Below are 19162 nucleotides of genomic sequence, written 5' to 3'. Positions count from 1 at the left end.
TCATATCCGGCATCGGGCTGGGGATGGAAGGCATCGACGTCGCCGAGTTCGACCGCAACCCGCACGGCACGGAGTCATGACGGGGTCGGGAAGCAGGCTCTCGGAGGCGCACCATCCGGAAGATGTGGAGTTCCGCCTGCTCGGCCCCGTCGGGATCTGGGCAGGTGACAGGCTCCTCGGCCCTTCCACTGCGCAGCAGCGTTCGGTGCTCGCGATGCTGGTGCTCAATGCGGGCCGGACGGTTCCGGTCGATCGGCTGATGACGGCTGTGTGGGAGCAGGAGCCTCCGGCCTCGGCGCGCAACGCGGTCCAGGGATACGTGTCCAGGCTGCGGCGGGTGCTCGCCCGGACGCCCGACGTCGAGCTGTCCACATCGCCGCCGGGATACCGGCTCGCCCTGGACCCGGAGCGGGTGGACCTGCTGCGCTTTCGCGAGCTCGTCGCGCAGGCGTCCGCGAGCGCTCCCGCCCGGGCGAGCGACCTGTTACGGCAGGCGCTGCGGTTGTGGCACGGGCCGCCGCTCGCGGACGTGGCGGGCGACTGGCTGCCTGACACGTACGGCGTCACGCTGGAGGAAGAGCGGCTGAGCGCCGTCGAGAAGCGCATCGCGATCGACCTACGGCTGGGCCGTCATCGAGAATCGCTCGTCGAACTGCCCCTGCTCATCAGCGAGCATCCGCTGCGGGAGCGGCTGGTCCACTTGCTGATGGTGGCGCTGCATCAGGACGGCAGGCGGGCGGCGGCGCTGGAGGCCTACCGTGACCTGCGGCAGCGACTGGTCGAGGAACTGGGCATCGATCCCGGGATCGAGCTGCAGCAGTTGCATCAACGCATCCTGGAGGAGGACTCTCCGGCCGGAGCGGACGGCGGTGCGGCGCCGGTCGACGGGCTCGTCACTGTTTCCGATCACTACGGAGACCCGCAGGACGAGGCCGAGTACGCGCCGCCGGCACCCGCGGAGTTGCCCGCCCGGGCGACCACGTTCACCGGCCGATCGGATGAGGTGGCCCGCACGTGCGGCGTCTTGCGCGGTGGCGGCTCCGGCGGGGTGCGGATCTGCCAGATCAGCGGGATCGGCGGGGTCGGGAAATCGTCGCTGGCCATCCAGATCGCCCATGCCGTCGCGGGCGACTATCCCGATGGTCAGCTGTACATCAACCTGCACGGTGACACGCCGCACGCCGACCCCGTCGAACCGATGGAGGCCGTGCGCCGGTTGCTTCGCTCCTTCGGCATGGCGGACTCGGCCATACCGCAGGATCTGGAAGAGGCCGCAGGTCGCTTCCGGTCGCTGACCCACGGCAAGCGGGTGCTCATCGTCCTGGACAACGCGCGCGACGCCGCGCAGGTGCGGCCGCTGCTCCCCGGTAGCGCCGGGTGCGCGGTGCTGATCACCAGCCGCCGCAGGCTCACCTCCTTCGAGGGCGCCATACAGATCGCGTTGGACGTGCTGTCGGACGAGGAGTCCCTCGACCTGCTGAGTGCCAAGGTGGGAGACAAGACAATCGCGGCGGAGCCCGATGCGGCGGTCGAGGTTGTACGGCTGTGCGGCGGCTTGCCTCTGGCCTTGTGCCTGGCGGCGGCGCGGTTGGACGGTCGACCGGCCTGGTCGCTCGCGGCACTGGCCAAGCGCCTGGCGAACGGTCGGCGGCTGGACGAACTACGCGCCGACGACCGGACGATCCGCGCGGCCTTCCAGGCCGGCTACCGGCATCTGGGCGCCGACGCACATGGCCGGGCCGCGGCGGGCATGTTCCGGCTGCTGGGCCTGCTCGACGGGCCCGACATCAGCCTTTCTGCCGCCGCCGCGCTGGCCGGCCTCCCCGACGAACAAGCGCAGGACCTGCTCGATCACCTGGTCGACGCCCAACTGGTGGACAACTACGCCCCGGACCGCTACCGGCTCCATGACCTGCTGCGGCTGTTCGCCCGCGAACGTGCTGAGGAAGAGGAGGACGAGCCGGCGCGGCGGCTGGCCGTACAACGGCTTCTGCATCATTACCTGGCCACCGCCCGCACGGTGATCCGGAGGCTCAACGGCAGCGCCGCGTGGCGACTGGAGATCGGGCCGCTCCAGGTGATGTGCCAGGGATCGACATTGGTGACGAAGGACGACCTGCAGACGTGGATCGCCACCGAGGCGGACAACATCCTGGCGGTCGTGGGGCAGACGACGCGCACCCCCGCCGCCGGCCTGGCCGTCGCCCTGGCCGCGAGCTTCTCCGTCTCGCTGCACGAGCGAGGCTTGTGGTCCAAGCAACTCCGCCTCGGCGAACTCGCGTTGTCGGCCGCCGAGCACACGAACGACACGCTGTACCTGGCCGTCGCACACGGCGATCTCGGCTGGGCCCATGTCTACGCGGGGAACCCGGACGACGCCATCCGCCACCTGCATCGCTCCCGGACCGCTTTCGCCCAGGCCGGAAACGCCAGCCGCGAGGCGGCGCTGCTCGATCACATCGGGGTCGCCTACAGAAGCGCGGGCCGCTACGACGAGGCCATCCCCTATCACCTGCGCGGCCTGGCCCGGATCAGCGAGTCGAACGACCGGCTGGCCGAAGGGGCGATGCTCACCCATCTGGGCCTGACCTATCAGCGGGCAGGGCGCTTCGACGATGCCATCGCCGCGCACACCCGCTCGATCGCCGCCTTCAGGGAGGCCGTCGTCCTGGACTATCTGGCCAGCGCCATCGCGTACCTCGGCGAGGCGCATCGGCTGGCGGGAAACCCAGGCCAGGCCGTGGCCTGCTACCAGGAGGCGCTGGACGTCCATCGTAAGGCCGGCTACATCGGTGAGTTCCGGGAGGCCGACATCCTGTGGGGGCTGGGCCGCGCTTTCCAGGACGCCGGCCGGACCACGAATGCGCGCCAGGCCTGGCGACGCTCGACCGCGATCATGCACGGCCTCGGCCTCATCACCGCGGAGGAGAGGCACGCCCTGGAAACCAGCGACGTGCCGGAGACCCCCCATGTGATCGAGCGACACCACTGAGTTTCAACGCCACTTCAGCGCCGTTTCAGCACCGCTTGCGAGCATGTCTCGCGCACAAGGCACCGAAGAAGGAAGAAAGAGCGATGACGAGGAATGTACGAATTCTGGTGGCGGCAGCGGTGACTGCGGGCGCGCTCACGACGCTCCCCGGCGGGACCGCCCAAGCGGTGGTACCCGTCGCGACATCGGCGCAGGTGACGCGGTCGACACAGCAGGCCGGCATCAAGCACAAGGCCAGCATCAAGTGCACAACCCCCAGAGGCGCCAGGACCAACTTCTCCTGGGGCGATGGGATCACGACGGTCACGGTGTACTTCAACAACCATTGCTCCCACCGGGTGTCGGCGAAGCTGCACATCAAGAACTCCGTCGGTGGCAACTACACGGAGTGCATGGTCACCAACGGCGGGACCAAGGGCCGGAAGAAGTTCCACATCGGGGCGGCCGGCACGTTGACCGAGATCACCAAGGGCTGCTGACCGCCGGCTCCGGCAGGCCGCGATGTGCAACGCCGTCAGTCGCCGGTGTAGCGCAGGACGTAGATCCCCTGGTTCTTGTCCGAGATGTAGATGTAGCCGCGCCGGTCCACGACCACGTCCTCCGTCTGAGCCACGAGCCTGCCCTCCGGCATCGGCCCGTATCTGCGAGTGGGGTCGGGCGGCACGAAGTAGCCGACCTCGCGTGGCAACCGGGTGTTGGACACGTCGTAGATGCGCAGCCCGGCGTTGAAGTGGGCGACGTAGAACAGGTTGCCCTGTCGCTGCACGTCGGGGTGGTGCTGATGGTGGTTGATGTTGTGCGGGCCGCTCCATCCGCCCCTGCCGGAGAAGTCCGGATACAGCGCCCCGGGCGGCGGTTCGGGCGTCGGCAGCAGCGACAACAACCACGGATTGGCCGGATCCGAGATGTCCACGATCGAGGCGTGCGGCGCGGCGCCCTTGCCGTAGGACACGTCCTCTGAGTTGGCAAAGGCGATCTTGCGGTCCGGGATCGGCAACACGCCGTGCACCCCGAAGCGGGAGTGGAAGGGCGGGCTGAAGCTCAGCCCGCCGACCGGCTTGGGCGCGCTCACGTCCGAGATGTCCAGCACGACCAGCCCGGCCGCGCCGTAGGGCAGGTAGGCGAGGTCGCCGACGGCATACGGAGGGCCGTGCAGGGACACATCCGCGCCGTTCGCACAGCAGAAGCCGTGCGTGTGCGGCCGCTCCCGCGGAGGCGTGCTCTCCTCGCCGTCGCGTTGGCCGGGCACCCACCAGCGGCCCACCTCCCTGGGCCGGGTGGGATTCTCGATGTCGACGATGGTGTAGATGTTGCCGCGGAAGCCCTTCACGCCCGCCGCCACGTGCACGTAGCGGCCACCCGGGTAGAGGTTGCGGTGGGTGCCGGTCCCGCCGGTCGAGTAGTGGCCGAGCCTGCGCGGGCGCACCGGGTCTTTGATGTCCCAGATGTAGATGCCCTCCTCGAAGGGGGCGTCCGGGTCGCCGCCGAAGTTCGGGAAGATCTGTTCCAGCGCGGTCACCATGATGTCGCCGTGCAGATCGACCTGCAGCGTCCAGGTGTCCTCGGGCCCCGGCACGAACGCCACCACCTCGGGCCGCCGCGGATCGGTGACGTCCACGACGCTCCAGCCGGAGTGCCAGAAGTGGCCGGTGTAGAGGTACCACCTGCCGTTCACCTGGCGGATGGCGAGCTTGAAGGCCGGCCGGTGGTCCATATCGGTGTAGCCGACGACCTCCACGTCGCGGGCGTACTGACCTCTCGGACCGGCGGTCACCGCATCCGCCTGGGCCGGTGTGACGCCTGCCTGGGTCGCCGCCAGGGCGGAGGCCGCCGTGAGCGACGCGCGCAAGGCCTGCCGCCGTGACACCCCGGTCTCTGGTCTCTGGGCTTCCACATCTCTCCTCACGTCAGTGATCAAAAACACGACCAGCCAAGCGGACCATCCGTAAAGACACACGAAAGATCGTCTTTATGCCGGCCGTACACGATCCGCCGACCGCGCGCCCGGCCCGAGCTCGATGAGCAGGTCGAACGCGGTGGGGGAGTCCGGCTACGCCCGGGCCTGTCGCGGCTGACGCGGTGCCGGGAAAAGGGCGCGGAAGTTGTGTACCAGCGGGTTGGGGTCGCCTGTACGCCAGGTCACGTCCAGCGTGACGACCCGGGTCGGCGGTGAAAGCGGGCGGAAGACCACGTCGCCGCGCCGCAGCCGGGCCACCGACTCGGGCACGATGGACACGCCTATCCCCGCCGCCACCAACCCCACGATGGTCTGCATCTGCACCGCCTCCTGCACGATCACCGGCTCGAACCCCGCCGCCAGGGCGACGGAGGTGATCCGGTCGTACAGAGCGGGTCCATACCGCCTCGGGAACATGACGAACGGCTCCCTGGCCAGGGCGGCGGCCGGGAGCGTCCCGCGCGTGGCAAGCGGGTGGTCGGCCGGCAGGGCGGCGAGGAGCAGTTCGCGGGCCACGGTGCGGGTGGTCAGAACCTCGGCGGCGGGACCGGCGAGCGGAGCGTGCAGGAGGCCCACGTCGAGCAGCCCCTGCCGCAGCTCCTCGGCCTGTTGCGCGGTTGGCAGCTCGCGCAGCTCGATCTGGACGCCCGGATAGCGGGCGCGGAAGCGACGCAGCACTCTTGGCAGCGTGATGTTCGTGGCCGACCCGACGAACCCGATCACCAGCCGCCCCGCCTCTCCTCTGCCCGCCCGGCGGGCCGATTCGGCGGCGAGGGCGGCGTGGGCCAGGCTCATGCGGGCCTCGGCCACGAAGGCCTCTCCCGCGGGGGTGAGGCGTACCTGCCTGGTCGTGCGCTCGAACAGGCGCACCCCCAGCTCCTCCTCCAGCTTGCCGATCTGCTGGCTGAACGGCGGCTGCCGCACGCCCTCGCGGAGCGCCGCCCGGCCGAAGTTGAGCTCCTCGGCGAGCGCGACCGCGTAGCGCAGCTGCTGCAGATTCATATGCCTTCGATATTAATGGACCCTCGTATCGCTCTGTATGCCCTGTAATCGGCTCGGGCGGCGAGGGTGGCCTCATGATGAAGTCGATGATTGTCGGGCTTGCTCTCCTAGGTGCGCTTCACCATGGTTGGGAGGACTTCAGGACGGAGCGGCCTCTGTACGTGTCGGGGACGGTGACGGAGGTCCGGTGGGGCAACCCGCACCCGGAGATCCGGCTGCGGGTGACGGCTCCGGTGCGACTGCCGTCCGGGTTGGCCGAACGCTCCATTCCGGCCGAGTTGGAGGAGCTCGGAGGACGGGACGTGCTGCGGCGCACCCAGGCGTACGACGGCCAGGACGACGAGGTGGTACTGATCCTCGCCCCGGTGGAACGGCTGACGGCCTGGGGCATGCCGGACCGGGTGAACCAGGGCGAGCGGCTCGAGGCAGTGGGGTACATCCATCGCGAGCATGCGGAGGAGTTCCGGCCGGAGCTCCTGATCAGGCAGGACGGGCGGGCGATCAGGCAGCGCTCGGTGCCTCTGCCGGAAGGCGCTCTCCCGACTTCTCCCGGCTCCGAGACCGGACCCACGGCCGGCGACCACGGCAGCGGCGCCGTGGCAACCGGCTCGGACATCGGCGGCGGTGCCGGGCCATTGCCCTGGCTCGTCGCGGGTGTCCTCGTGGCCGCCGGTACCGGGGTGGTGGTTGTGGGGATCAGGAGGAAGGGCGGCAACGGCGTATGAGACCGCTCGCCCTCGGCGAGATGGACGTGCTCATGTGGCTGGAGGGAACGTGCGTCGCGGAGTTCGTCCGGGTGACCCCGTGGGTGTACTCCTCCTTGGAGATCGTGCACCTGCTGGGGCTGGCGCTGTTGGTCGGCCCTGCCGCGCTGTTCGACCTGCGGCTGCTCGGCGCGGGACGGGACGCGATCTCGGTGCAGACGGCGGCGCGGTGGCTGCTGCCGGTGGCCCGCGCCGGGTTCGCCGCCGCGGCGGTGTCCGGGACGGCGATGTTCACGTCGGGTGCCAGGGAGATCGCGGACACCGGTGCCGCGCCGGTCAAATTGATCCTGCTCGTGGTGGCCGGGCTGAACGTCGCGGTGTTCCACCTCGGCGTTTATCGCCGCGTGGGCGCGTGGGACGGCCGCCGCCGCGCACCGGCGGCGGCCAGGGCTGCGGGTGCCGTCTCACTCGTCACGTGGGCAGGGGTGGTCGCCTGCGGGCGGCTGATCGCCTACACCTGACCGTCTTTACCGGGACTCCCTCGGCGTCACCGAGATCGGTGCGCCGGCCGGACCGGCGCCGGCGGGCGGTGCGGCCGTCCCGGCGTGACCGGTTCAGCCTGGCACGTTCATACGCTGGATGCCGATCACCGAAATCAGCCGCAGCGCCTCCTCGGCAGGAGAGCCGGGGTCGGCCGTGTAAATCACCACGTGCTGGTCCCGGTCGGAGATGTCCAACACGTTGCAGTTCAGAGTGATCGGGCCTACCAGCCGGTGGTGCAGGGTCTTGCGCAGGCTCGGCCCGGGGGACACGTCGTGGGAGGCCCACAGCCGGCCGAACTCCGCGCTACCGGCCAGGAGTTCGGCCACCAGTTCCTCCACTTCGGAGGCGCCGGGGTAGCGCGCAGCGGCGGCGCGCAGCCGCCGGGCCGCCTCATGGGCGAACACGGCCCGGTCCGCCTCCGCCAGGACGGGCAGCCGGGACCCATCCGGGTGCGGCCCGAGGAAGGCATACCGGATGAGGTTGCGGTCACGCCGGGGGAGCGCGGAGAAGTCCGCCATCAAAGCGGCCGCCAGGTCGTTCCAGGCGATCACCTCGTAGGTGGCGGACAGCACGGTCGCGGCAGCCTGCGGCAGCCGTTCCAGCAGGTCAAGAATGCTGCGGTGCACCTCGCGGCATGGGCCGGGCGGCGAGCTCGGCGGGGCGCCGGCCAAGTGGTGCAGGTGGTCTCGCTCGGCGTCCGACAGGCGCAGCGCCCGGGTCAGCCCGGCCAGCACCTCGCGGGACGGGCGCGGGGCGCGGGCCTGTTCGAGGCGGGTGTAGTACTCGGGCGAGATGTACGCGAGCTGGGCCACCTCCTCGCGGCGCAGCCCGGGAGTGCGGCGCCGCCGCCCGGCCGGGAGGCCCACGTCGGCGGCAGAAATCCGCTCCCGCCTGCTGCGCAGGAAGGCGGCCAGTTCCTGTTTGTCCACGCTTCCACTATGTGTGGTCGACGCCGTGCTCAGCCAGGTACAACCGGTGCCTGGCTGAGCTCCATGCCCGGGACCAGGCTCGATGCCATGACTGATGACACGAACACGGGCCTGCTGGCCGGCAAGGTCGCCTTCATCACCGGAGCCGGGCGCGGCATCGGCGCCGCCGCGGCGCGGCTGTTCGCCCGAGAGGGCGCCACGGTGCTGCTCGCCGCCCGAACCGAGGACCAGCTCAAGGCGGTGACCGAGGAGATCCGCGCGGCGGGCGGCACCGCCGATCACGTCGTGTGCGACCTGGCCGACCCGGGCAGCGTCCGCGCCGCAGTGGACCGGGCCGTAGAGCTGTACGGCAGACTCGACGTCGCCTTCAACAACGGCGCGACGGCGGTGCCGCCGGCACCGATGGACCGGATGCCGGAGGCCGACTTCGACCTGATGTACAGCGTGAACTTCAAGGGACAGTGGGTCGCCATGTCCGCCGAAGTGGCCGCGATCCGGGCCACCGCCGGGACCGGGGCGATCGTCAACACCTCCACCGTCGGCAGTTGGGGGCCGAACCCCTTGCTGCCCGCCTACGGCGCGATGAAGCGGGCGCTCAACAGTCTCACCGAGTCGGCCGCCGCCACCTACGGCCCGGAGGGCATTCGGGTCAACGGGGTCGCCCCCGGTACCACACTGACCGAGATGATCCACGGTTGGGAGGCCGCCTCGCCGGGGATCGTCGAGCAGCTCAACGCGCGGACCTCGCTGCGGCGCGCGGCCGAGCCCGAGGAGGTCGCCGAGGCCGCCGCCTGGCTGCTCAGCGACCGCTCCTCCTACGTGACCGGGGCAGTGCTGCGAGTGGACGGCGGCCTGAATTGAGCTGGAGAAGGGCCAGTGTGAGATCACTCGGAAGGCATCGCATGTTCTCGTGGCTGGGACATTTCACCTATGTGCGCAGGCGCGCGTTGCTGATCGCGGCCAGCCTGTTCGTGCTGCTCGCCGGCCTCTGGGGCAGCGGGGTCTTCGGCGCCTTGGACACCGGTGGGTTGGAGTCTCCCCATGCGGAGTCGTACCGGGCCAATGAGCTCCTGGAGGGCCATTTCGGGCACCGGCCGGCGCAGGCGGACGCGGTGGCGATCTACAGCGACCCCACCGGCAAGCTGTCGGTGGACGACCCGGCCTTCGAGAATGCGGTGACGGCGGCACTCAGCAGCCTGCCGCAGACCGAGGTCGCCTCCTGGACCAGCTACTGGAGCCCCGGGCTCACCGCGGAACAGCGCGCAGGGTACGTCTCGAAGGACGGCCACGCCACGTTGGCGACCATCATTCTGCGCGGCGCGGACAACCAAGAGCGCCTTGAGTCATACGGCGAGATCGAGCAACAGGTACGCGCTCAGGGCCTCGAGACCCACATCGCCGGCGGCTCCACCAGCGTGTTCCACCTCCAGCGGCTCGCCACCGAGAACCTGGCCACCGCCAACATGATCTCGCTGCCGATCCTGCTGATCCTGCTGCTGGTCATCTTCCGGGGCGTGGTGGCCGCCGCCATCCCCCTCGCCCTGGGGATCGTGGCCATCCTCGGCTCACTGGTGATGCTGCGCGCCCTGACCTACGTCACGGACATCTCGATCTTCGCCATGGAGATCTCCACGCTGCTCGGTCTCGGTCTTGCCATCGACTACGGGCTCTTCATGGTCAGCCGGTTCCGCGAGGAACTCGCGCGCAGAGCCGGCGACGTGAGGCAGTCGCTGGTGGCGACGATGAACACGGCCGGGCACACGGTCGCCTTTTCCGGTCTGACCGTCGTGGTCGGACTGTGCGGGCTGCTGTTCTTCCCGCAGCCGATCTCCCAGTCGTTCGGCTTCGGCGGCATCGCGGTCGTCCTCTTCGACCTCGTGGCCGCGCTCGTCGTGCTGCCCGCCGTGCTGGCCGTGCTCGGCCCCCGGATCAACGCGCTGAGACTCCCCTGGCCACGCCGCCGATCCAGGGCCGTCACCCGGGAGGACCGCGCGTGGAAGTGGCTGGCCACGTCCGTCACCCGTCGGCCGCTACCATGGTTGACCGGTGGGCTGCTGGCGCTGCTGGTCGCCGCCGCCCCGCTGCTTTCGCTGCAGCAGGGCATCACCAATCACCGCTACCTGCCGGCCGACAACGAGGGCCAGGTGGTCCCCACGAGGCTGGCGAAGGACTTTCCCAAGGACGGTCCTGCCGGCGCGCGGATGGACATCGCCATCGCCGGCCCCGTGGAGCGGTCCGCCCTCGACGACTACCTGCGGTCCGTTGCGGACCTCGACGGCGCGGGGACGGCCGGCGTCCACCTCGCCGACGCTGAGCTGACCTGGGCGACCGTCACTTTCCAGGGTGAGGCGGACGACTCGCAAAACCTGGAACTGGTGCGGGACATCAGGGCGCTCGAACCCCCGCCCGGCGCCACCGAGATCCTCGTCGGCGGTCCCGGTGGACCGGCGGTCAGCCTCGACAACAGCGACGCGACGACGAGGGCGCTGCCGTGGGCGCTGGCCTTCATCGGCCTGTCGACCCTGGTCCTGCTCTTCCTCGCGTTCCGGTCCGTGCTCGTACCGATCAAGGCCGTCGCCGTCGCTTTTCTCTCGCTGGCGGCCACCTGCGGCATCATCGTCTGGGGATTCCAGGAAGGCGGCCTGGCCGGCCTGATGGACTTCTATGTGGTGGGCACCACCGACGTATGGGCACTGGGGCTCGTCATCACGATCGCCTTCGGCCTGGTGACCGACTACGAGATGTTCCTGGTGAGCCGCGTCCACGAGGAGTACATCGCCACCGGCGACAACCGGCGTGCGATCATCACGGGCCTGCGCAGCACCGGTTCCCTCATCACCAGGGCCGGGCTGCTGATGGTCATCGTCCTCGCCACGATGGGCTTCACCGCGACCTCGCTGTTCCTGATAACCATCGGTGTCGGGCTCACGCTCGCCGTGGTGATCGACGCCACCCTGGTCCGCTCGATCGTCGTGCCCGCCGCGATGCAGTTGCTCGGCGGGGCGAACTGGTGGCCGTCCCGGTCGCGGCCGTCGAGCAACCGCGCGGATGCCTCCGACGAGCCGTGGCCCGTCCCGCGGACCGAGGCCACGAGCGGACCGTTCTGAGTGCGGGCCGTGGCGGCGCGCCACGGCTGCGAACGCACCGAGAAACGGCGGGGCGCGAAACGCCACGGCGGAGCGGCAGGAGCCAACCGTGGCCCAGGCAGAACAGCGGCCAGGCCACTCGTCCCGGAGGCGCGAATCTGGCGGTTGACCAGGCCGGACACGGCTGATCTGACCGAGAGGCGTTTCTCTAGGCGATGGCGTTCGTTGCCCGGGGATGAGGGCATACCGAAGTGCTCAGGGTGCATGGTTCGGCCGACCTCTCCGCCAAATATTGACGTTTTCTTGACGCCATGATCGCGCCAGCGTGGCCGTCGGCGTCACTAGGGTGCACTCGTCTTGATGTTTTCTTGACGGAGGTGCCAAGTGGCCGACGGCCACTCGCGTGCGGCTGCGGCGGGGACGCCCTTGCGACGGTGGCTGTTGAAGGGCTTGCAACGCCCTGAAGGCCTCGTGAGCCAACCCCATCAAGAAGAGACTCCCGGCCATCATCATTCGTGGTGGCAGGTGATGTGCCTGACGGGCGTGGACTACTTCTCCACCCTCGGCTACCAGCCCGGCATCGCCGCCCTGGCGGCCGGCGCGCTCAGCCCTGTGGCCACGCTGCTGCTGGTCGCGCTGACATTGTTCGGTGCGTTACCGACTTACCGGGCAGTGGCCGCGCAGAGCCCGAACGGACTGGGATCGCTGTCGATGCTGGAGCGGTTGTTGCCCGGCTGGCGCGGCAAGCTGCTGGTGCTGTTCCTGCTCGGATTCGTGGCCACCGCCTTCATCGTCACCATCACGCTGTCTGCCGCCGACGCCACCGCGCACATCCTGCACAATCCCTTCGTACCGCACGCGTTGGCGGGCTGGCAGGTGCCGGTCACCCTGGTGCTGATCGCCGCGCTGGGCGGGGTGTTTCTCGTCGGCTTCAGCGAAGCCATCTCCATCGCGGTCGTCCTGGTCGCGATCTACCTCTCGCTCAACGTGGTCGTGGTAGCCACCGCTGTGCACCGTGTGCTGGCCAACCCGGAGCGGGTGGAAGGCTGGCAGAACGCCCTCGCCGTCGACTACTCCAGCCCGATCGCGATGGTGGCCGTCTCCCTGTACGTGATGCCGAAACTGGCCCTGGGCCTGTCCGGCTTCGAAACCGGCGTGGCAGTCATGCCGCTGATCAAGGGACAGCTGACCGAGCGGATCAAAGGCGCGCGCAAGCTGCTGACCACGGCTGCGCTGATCATGAGTATTTTCTTGATCACCTCTAGCTTCGCCACCACCGTGCTCATCCCGCCGGAGGAGTTCGCCGAGGGCGGCTCGGCCAACGGCCGCGCCCTGGCCTACCTCGCCCATCTCTACCTGGGCGATTGGTTCGGCACAGCCTACGACTTGTCCACCATCGCCATCCTGTGGTTCGCCGGCGCCTCCGCCCTGGCCGGACTGCTCAACATCGTGCCGCGCTACCTGCCCCGCTACGGCATGGCCCCGGACTGGACCCGCGCCATCCGTCCCATGGTGCTGGTCTTCACCGGCATCGCCTTTCTCATCACCTTCATCTTCGACGCCGAAGTGGACGCCCAGGGCGGCGCCTACGCCACCGGTGTCTTGGCTCTGATCCTCTCGGCCGCCATCGCGGTCACCCTGTCGGCCTGGACCCGCCGCCAGATCAAAGCCGTCCTCGTCTTCGGGCTCATCACACTGGTCTTCTCCTACGCCACCGTCGCCAACATCATCGAACGCCCCGACGGTCTCGTGATCGCCTTGCTGTTCGTCGTGGCCATCGTGGTGGTCTCGCTCATCTCGCGCGCCACCCGCTCCACCGAACTACGCGTCACGCACATCTCGCTGGACAACCACGCCCGCCGCTTCATCAACGAAGCCGGCGAGATCTACCTCATCGCCAACGAACCCCACACCCGCGACGCCAAGGAGTACATCGACAAGGCCCGCGAAGCCTGGGCGCTGCACCGCCTGCGCACCAGCGAAGGCCTGCTCTTCTTGGAGGTCACCATCCCCGACGCCTCCGAATTCGCCGGCGAACTACGCGTCACCGGCGAAGAACGTCACGGCTTTCGCATCCTGCGCATGCAAAGCACCACTGTCGCCAACGCCATCGCAGCCCTGCTGCTGTATCTGCGCGACCAAACCGGCAAGACCCCGCACGTCTACTTCCACTGGGCCGCCGAAGGCAACCCCATCGGCGCCCTGCTGCGCTACCTGGTCTTCGGCGGTGGCGACATCCCTCCCCTGACCCGAGAAGTCCTCCGCCAAGCCGAACCCAACCCCGACGCCCGCCCCATCGTCCACGTCGGCTGACAGCAGGTGAGCACGGACCGCTCCGTGCCCTTCCCCGCAGCGTCAAGGAGATTCCTTCCGGGGGTTGACCTTGCCCCAAGGGCAGGGTTCGACGATGGTGCGCATGGAGAACAACGCACTGCACACCGTCGAAGCCCAGATCCGCGAGCAGGTCGCCGCCTACTGCGAATCCAGCAACGTCCCCGGGTTCGTCGCCGGCGTCTACCACGCCGGCGAGCAGACTGTCGTCGCCCACGGCACCGCGAACGTCACCACCGCCGCACCGATGCTCGAAGACACCGCATTCCTCTTCGGCTCCGTCACCAAGGTCCTGACCACCACACTGGTCCTGCAGCAGGTCGACCGTGGACGGCTGGATCTCGGCACGCCGGTGGTGAAGTACCTTCCCGAATTCGCCCTGACCGCGCCGGGCGCGGCGGACAAGATCCTGGTCCGGCACCTGATCTCGCACACCAACGGCATCGATGCGGACCTGTTCTTCCCCGATGCCAAGGGCCGCGACGCCCTGAAGACCTACGTCGACGGCCTCGCGAGCAGCTGCGGCACCATGTTCGAGCCCGGCGAGCAGCTCAGTTACTCCAACGGCGGCATGATCGTCGCCGGCCGTCTGCTGGAAGTGGTGACCGGCATGCCCTTCCCCGAGCTGCTCGCGCGCGACATCTACGCGCCCGTCGGCATGAAGGACTCCAGCACCTCGGCCGAGCAGACCATCCTGCGCAGCACGGCTGTCGGCCACTTCCTGGACCCCGAGACCATGGCGGCCAAGCCCACAGGCATGTTCATGCTGCCCGAGACCTGGGGGCCGGCCGGTGGCACGCCGATCGGCACCATCGCCGACCTGCTGGCCTTCGGACGCACCCACCTGGCCGGGGGTGTGTCCCCCTCTGGGGCACGCGTCCTGTCGGCCGAGTCGACCGCGCTGATGCAGCAGGTCTCGTACGACATGGCGACCCCGAACGTCCCGCCGATGGGCCTGGGCTGGGTGCTGTACCCGTTCGGCGACACGACCGTCCTGGCCATGTCGGGTGCGTCGCCCGGCGGCGTGTCCATCCTGTGCGTCGTGCCCGAACACGACCTGGTCTTCACCGCCTTCGGCAACACCCCGGGGGCGATCATGCTGCAGGACCAGATCCTGCAGTGGCTTCTGAGCGAGCATCTCGGGGTCCAGATCCCCACTCTGGTCACCGACGTGGAGCAGGATGTCGACCTCACCTCATACGTGGGCACCTATCGTTCCAATCAGCTCCGCATCGACGTCAGCATCGTCGATGGTCAGCTCGAGGAGCGGACGACCTACGAACCGGCGGACGAGTCGCAGGAGCGGATCTTCACCGAGTTCGCCGGCGGTGCCACCTCCGCCCCGCCGCAGCGCTACGTGCCGATCCGGTCCGGCCTGTTCGCGCCCGCCGGATACCCGCTGGAGGCGTTCGACGGATACCTGCGACTGCTGCTCGTCTCCTACCACGACGTCCGCGACGGCCAAGCGCGCTTCCGCAACGGCGGCGGCCGCCTGACCCGACGCGCCTGACCGTCCTGAACGGACTGACCGCCGAGTGGAAGGATGTCCAGCATGCTCACGATTGGCCGGCTCGCGGACTACGCCGGAGTGACCATCAAGGCCATCCGCCACTATCACGAGCGCGGCCTGCTCGCCGAGCCCGCCCGCGACTCGTCCGGCTACCGGCGCTACACCGCCAAGGACGCCGTCGACCTCGTCAAGATCAGGACCCTGGCCAATGCGGGCGTGCCACTGGCCCGCATCAAGGATCTTCTTGACGCCGACCCGGACACGCTCACGTCCGCCATCGCCGATATCGACCACAATCTCCAAGACCGCATCGCGCAGCTGCGGCGAGTCCGCGATCAACTTGCCCAGCTGTGCGGCGGCGACCGGCTTTTCGTTTCCCCCGAAGTCGCCGACTATCTCGACGATTTGCGCGAACTCGGCGTCAGCGAGCGAGCGATACACCTGGAACGCGACGGCTGGATCATCATGCAAACAGCCTCACCCGAGGACGCCTGCCTGTGGATCGCCGAAAAACGCGAGCTCATGACCGATCCCGAGTTCCGCGCGCTCTGCCTCGAATATGACGCCGCCTACGACTGGTCGCCGGACGATCCCCGCCTGCCCGTCCTCGCGGACCGTACCCGGAACTGGTTCGCCAATCATCAGGGCCGGTCCGAGACCCGCCCCGTCCACAACCCGGCCATCGCGCGCTTGGCGGAGCAATCCCTGCCCGGGGCCTCATCCCCAGCTTGGGACCGCCTCGCCCAACTCATGGAAGGTTAGCCTCGATGCCGTAGCCCGGCAGGTAAGGCGGCACGATGTTCATCCCAGGTGTTCGTGTGCCAAGTAGGCCAGGCCCGTCCGTTGGCCTGGCCTCCAGGCTGGAACCATCCTTGCGCTGGGCGGAGCCGGACGGCAGGCGTCATGGGGTGAAGCGGTAGCCCATGCCCGGCTCAGTGATCAGGTGGGCCGGGTGAGCGGGGTCACGTTCGAGTTTCTTGCGTAGCTGGGCCATGTACTGGCGCAGGTAGTGGGTTTCCTTCACGTGTTTGCTGCCCCACACCTCGCTCAGCAGGTGGCGTTGGGGGATGAGCTTGCCGGGGTTGCGGACGAGGATTTCCAGGATGTGCCATTCGGTGGGCGTGAGCCGCAAGCCTCCGGAGATGGTCTTGCTGGTCAGGTCCACCGTGTGGTCGCCGATCCGGATGTTCGCGAGCTCGGATTCCTGGATGGCGGCGCGCCGGGAGACGGCTCGGATGCGGGCCAGGAACTCCTCGATGCTGAACGGTTTCGTCACGTAGTCGTCGGCGCCTGCGTCCAGGGCGTCGATCTTGTCGGCGTTCCCGGCGCGGCCGGACAGCACGACGACGGGGATCTCGGTCCAGCCGCGCAGGCCGTGGATGACGTCCACGCCGTCGATGTCCGGTAGGCCGAGGTCGAGCACCATCAGGTCGGGGTGCCACTCGGCGGCCTGGCGCAGGGCCGAGGAGCCGTCGGCGGCGACGGCGACCTCGTAGTGACGGGCGACCAGGTTGATGCGCAGCGCGCGCAGCAGTTGCGGCTCGTCGTCCACGACGAGGATCTTGGTCATGGCGTCGCCGCCTTGGTGTCGACGGGCATCGTGACGATCATCGTGAGACCTCCCCCTGGTGTCTCCTCGGGTTCGAGGGTGCCGCCCATGGCCTCGGTGAGGCCGCGTGACAGGGCCAGGCCGAGGCCGACGCCGGTGCCGTTGGGGCGGTCGCCGAGCCGCTGGAACGGCTGGAAGACGCGCTCGTGGTGTTCGGGTGGGATGCCGGGGCCGCGGTCGATGATGCGGATCTCGACCAGGTTGCCGTGCCGGCTGGCGTTGATCAGCACCTTCTCGTGCGTGGGGCTGTGGCGGACGGCATTGGTCATCAGGTTGACCAGCACGCGCTCCAGCAGCGCCGGGTCGGCGGTGATCTCGGGCAGGTCGAGGGGGATGTCGCCGTCGATGCGGTCGCGCAGCGGGCCGAGGTCGTCGATGGCGCGGGGCACGATCTCGTCCATGGCGACGGGCTGGAGCGCGAGGCCGAGCACGCCGGCCTGCAGGCGGCTCATGTCGAGGAGGTTCTCCACGAGCCGGTCCAGGCGGTCCAGGGATTCGTCGGCGGTGGCCAGCAGTTCGTCGCGGTCCTCGGGGGTCCAGTCGATGTCGCGGCTGCGCAGGCTCTCGACGGCGGCTTTGGCGGCCGACAGCGGGGTGCGCAGGTCGTGGCTGACGGCGGCGAGCAGGGCGGTGCGCATCTTGTCGGCCTCGGCCAGGGGTTTGGCCTGTTCGGCCTCCGCCTGGAGGCGTTCTTGGCGCAGCGCGACGGCGGCCTCGGCGGCGAAGGCCTCCAGCACGCGCCGGTCGCTGGCGTCGAGCAGTCGCCCGCGGGCGGCCAGCAAGAGCTTGTCGCTGATCGTCACGTCGGTGTCGGCAGAAGCCGGGGCGGTGCAGGGGGCGGAGCCGGAGGTGGCGATGATGCGCCAGGCAGCGGGTTCGGAGGTGTCGTCGGGGGTGGGCTCGCCGAGGCGTTCGAGCAGGGTGACGGAGTCCAGGGAGAAGGTTTCGCGCAGACGGCCAAGCAGGGAGGGCAGGGCGGTGGCCTCGCCCCGCAGCACGTGCCCGGCCAGCGTGGACAGCACCTCGGCGTCCGCGCGGGCGCGGGCCGCTTCCCGGGTGCGCCGGGCGCCGAGGTCCACGATCGTGCTGACCGCGGTCGCCACCAGGACGAACACGATCAGGGCGAGGAAGTTCTCCGGATCGGAGATGGTCCAGGTGTAGAGGGGCGGGGTGAAGAACCAGTTGAGCAGCAGGAACCCGCCGACCGCCGCCGTGATCGCGGGCCAGGTGCCGCCGACCAGCGCGACGCCGATGACCAGGCACAGGAACAGCAGGATCTCGCTGGGCAGCGAGAGCACATCGCGGAACGGGACGAGCGCGGCGGTCAGCAGCGGCATGCCGGTCACGGCGACGGCCCATCCGGCGAGCCGCCGCTTTCTGGTCAACGCGGCCCGGGACCGGTCCGGATGCCTGCGGCCCTTCTTGGCCTCTTCGTGGGTGACCAGGTGCACGTCGATGGGGCCGGACAGGGCGGTGGTCTCCACACCTACGCCGCGGGAGAGGATCTGGGCGAAGCGGCCCCGCCTCGAGGCGCCGAGGACGAGCTGGGTGGCGTTGACGCCGCGGGCGAAGTCGAGCAGGGCGCGGGGGATGTCGTCGCCGACGACCTGGTGGTAGGTGCCGCCCATGCTCTCCACGAGTGCGCGCTGGCGGGCCAGGTTGGCCGGGTCGGCGCCGGCCAGCCCGTCGGAGTGGGTGACGTGCACGGCCAGCAGGTCGGCGCCTTTGGTGCGGGCGGCGATGCGGGCGGCCCGGCGTACCAGCGTGTCGCCCTCCGGGCCGCCGGTCAGCGCCACCACCACGCGTTCGCGGGCCTCCCAGGTGCCGGCGATGCCGTGTTCGGCGCGGTAGCGGTCGAGCTGTTCGTCGACCTTGCCCGCCACCCACAGCAGGGCCAGCTCGCGCAGTGCGGTGAGGTTGCCGACGCGGAAGTAGTTCGACAGCGCCGCGTCGATCTTCTCGGGGGCGTAGACGTTGCCGTGCGCCAGGCGGCGGCGCAACGCCTCGGGGGACATGTCGACCAGCTCGATCTGGTTCGCCCGCCGCACCACCTCGTCCGGTACGGTTTCGCGCTGCGGGATGCCGGTGATCTGGTGGACGACGTCGTTGACCGACTCCAGGTGCTGGATGTTCACCGTGGAGATCACGTCGATCCCGGCGTCCAGGATCTCGTCGATGTCCTGCCAGCGCTTGTCGTTCTTCGAGCCCGGCACGTTGGTGTGCGCGAGCTCGTCGATCAGCGCCACCTTGGGCTTGCGGGCGATGACCGCGTCCACGTTCAGTTCGGTGAACGTGGCTCCCCGGTAGACAAGGGTCTTGCGGGGAATGACCTCCATGCCCTCCAGCATGGCGGCGGTGCGCGGGCGGCCGTGGGTCTCGACGAACGCCACGACCACGTCCCGGCCGCGTTCCACGCCGCGGCGGCCCTCGCCCAGCATCGCGTACGTCTTGCCGACCCCCGGTGCCGCCCCGAGGTAGACCCGTAGCCGCCCGCGCATC

14 protein-coding genes are annotated in these 19162 nt (G+C 69.4%); 9 read left to right on the top strand and 5 right to left on the bottom strand.

The genetic code is table 11. The annotated features are described in order from the left end of the window. Positions 1-76: 76 nt before the first annotated feature. Both ID574_RS49605 and ID574_RS49600 read left to right on the top strand, forming a co-directional pair. Complete coding sequence (locus ID574_RS49605) at positions 77-2992, top strand: AfsR/SARP family transcriptional regulator (RefSeq protein WP_188196064.1); 2916 nt, start codon at positions 77-79, stop codon at positions 2990-2992. Between the two features lie 83 nt (positions 2993-3075). Then, a complete protein-coding gene (locus ID574_RS49600) occupies positions 3076-3471 on the top strand; it encodes a hypothetical protein (RefSeq protein ID WP_188196063.1) in 396 nt (131 codons plus the stop codon). Between the two features lie 35 nt (positions 3472-3506). Here ID574_RS49600 and ID574_RS49595 read toward each other — a convergent pair whose 3' ends face one another. Continuing rightward, on the bottom strand, positions 3507-4886 hold the full coding sequence (locus tag ID574_RS49595; RefSeq protein WP_188196062.1) for an LVIVD repeat-containing protein: 1380 nt from the start codon (positions 4884-4886) through the stop codon (positions 3507-3509). Positions 4887-5042: 156 nt separating this feature from the next. After that, on the bottom strand, positions 5043-5951 hold the full coding sequence (locus tag ID574_RS49590; RefSeq protein WP_188196061.1) for a LysR family transcriptional regulator: 909 nt from the start codon (positions 5949-5951) through the stop codon (positions 5043-5045). Between the two features lie 86 nt (positions 5952-6037). On the opposite strand from ID574_RS49590, the gene ID574_RS49585 reads away from it, so the two are divergent. Together ID574_RS49585 and ID574_RS49580 are read left to right on the top strand one after the other, a co-directional pair. Beyond that, entirely contained in the window at positions 6038-6676 is a 639-nt protein-coding gene (locus ID574_RS49585; RefSeq protein ID WP_188196060.1) for a DUF6152 family protein, read from the top strand. Then, positions 6673-7176 carry a hypothetical protein gene (locus ID574_RS49580; RefSeq protein ID WP_188196059.1) on the top strand — a complete coding sequence of 168 codons (504 nt, stop codon included), beginning with the start codon at positions 6673-6675 and terminating at the stop codon, positions 7174-7176. Before ID574_RS49585 ends, ID574_RS49580 begins: the two co-directional genes overlap by 4 nt. A 93-nt stretch (positions 7177-7269) precedes the next feature. Here the strand turns inward: ID574_RS49580 and ID574_RS49575 are convergent, their stop codons facing one another. Next, a complete protein-coding gene (locus ID574_RS49575) occupies positions 7270-8127 on the bottom strand; it encodes a helix-turn-helix transcriptional regulator (RefSeq protein WP_188196058.1) in 858 nt (285 codons plus the stop codon). An 87-nt stretch (positions 8128-8214) separates the two neighbouring features. Between ID574_RS49575 and ID574_RS49570 the strand changes: the two genes are divergently transcribed. The 5 genes from ID574_RS49570 (at position 8215) to ID574_RS49550 (ending at position 15816) form a co-directional block, all read left to right on the top strand. Continuing rightward, on the top strand, positions 8215-8988 hold the full coding sequence (locus tag ID574_RS49570) for an SDR family NAD(P)-dependent oxidoreductase (RefSeq protein ID WP_188196057.1): 774 nt from the start codon (positions 8215-8217) through the stop codon (positions 8986-8988). A gap of 17 nt (positions 8989-9005) precedes the next feature. Continuing rightward, positions 9006-11234, top strand: coding sequence for an MMPL family transporter (locus ID574_RS49565; RefSeq protein ID WP_223167885.1), 2229 nt, complete (start codon positions 9006-9008; stop codon positions 11232-11234). Between the two features lie 363 nt (positions 11235-11597). Next, complete coding sequence (locus ID574_RS49560) at positions 11598-13526, top strand: APC family permease (RefSeq protein ID WP_188196056.1); 1929 nt, start codon at positions 11598-11600, stop codon at positions 13524-13526. A 103-nt stretch (positions 13527-13629) separates the two neighbouring features. Then, positions 13630-15054, top strand: a complete 1425-nt coding sequence (locus ID574_RS49555) for a serine hydrolase domain-containing protein (protein ID WP_223167884.1) — start codon at positions 13630-13632, stop codon at positions 15052-15054. A 42-nt stretch (positions 15055-15096) separates the two neighbouring features. After that, entirely contained in the window at positions 15097-15816 is a 720-nt protein-coding gene (locus tag ID574_RS49550; protein WP_188196054.1) for a MerR family transcriptional regulator, read from the top strand. A gap of 139 nt (positions 15817-15955) precedes the next feature. On the opposite strand, the gene ID574_RS49545 is transcribed toward ID574_RS49550, so the two are convergent. Beyond that, on the bottom strand, positions 15956-16624 hold the full coding sequence (locus ID574_RS49545) for a response regulator (RefSeq protein WP_188196053.1): 669 nt from the start codon (positions 16622-16624) through the stop codon (positions 15956-15958). Continuing rightward, entirely contained in the window at positions 16621-19161 is a 2541-nt protein-coding gene (locus ID574_RS49540) for a sensor histidine kinase (protein WP_188196052.1), read from the bottom strand. Before ID574_RS49540 ends, ID574_RS49545 begins: the two co-directional genes overlap by 4 nt. Position 19162: the final 1 nt, after the last annotated feature.

Source organism: Nonomuraea sp. SYSU D8015, assembly GCF_008065375.1.
Lineage (GTDB): Bacteria > Actinomycetota > Actinomycetes > Streptosporangiales > Streptosporangiaceae > Nonomuraea.
This window is presented reverse-complemented; position numbering and strand designations above follow the sequence as displayed.

What these genes read in the sequence shown, in the direction of transcription:
- ID574_RS49555 (WP_223167884.1), top strand. Translation starts at nt 13,630, where the DNA reads ATGGAGAACAACGCACTGCACACCGTCGAAGCCCAGATCCGCGAGCAG.
- ID574_RS49590 (WP_188196061.1), bottom strand. Translation starts at nt 5,951, where the DNA reads ATGAATCTGCAGCAGCTGCGCTACGCGGTCGCGCTCGCCGAGGAGCTC.
- ID574_RS49600 (WP_188196063.1), top strand. Translation starts at nt 3,076, where the DNA reads ATGACGAGGAATGTACGAATTCTGGTGGCGGCAGCGGTGACTGCGGGC.
- ID574_RS49550 (WP_188196054.1), top strand. Translation starts at nt 15,097, where the DNA reads ATGCTCACGATTGGCCGGCTCGCGGACTACGCCGGAGTGACCATCAAG.
- ID574_RS49540 (WP_188196052.1), bottom strand. Translation starts at nt 19,161, where the DNA reads ATGCGCGGGCGGCTACGGGTCTACCTCGGGGCGGCACCGGGGGTCGGC.
- ID574_RS49580 (WP_188196059.1), top strand. Translation starts at nt 6,673, where the DNA reads ATGAGACCGCTCGCCCTCGGCGAGATGGACGTGCTCATGTGGCTGGAG.
- ID574_RS49570 (WP_188196057.1), top strand. Translation starts at nt 8,215, where the DNA reads ATGACTGATGACACGAACACGGGCCTGCTGGCCGGCAAGGTCGCCTTC.
- ID574_RS49545 (WP_188196053.1), bottom strand. Translation starts at nt 16,624, where the DNA reads ATGACCAAGATCCTCGTCGTGGACGACGAGCCGCAACTGCTGCGCGCG.
- ID574_RS49605 (WP_188196064.1), top strand. Translation starts at nt 77, where the DNA reads ATGACGGGGTCGGGAAGCAGGCTCTCGGAGGCGCACCATCCGGAAGAT.
- ID574_RS49585 (WP_188196060.1), top strand. Translation starts at nt 6,038, where the DNA reads ATGATTGTCGGGCTTGCTCTCCTAGGTGCGCTTCACCATGGTTGGGAG.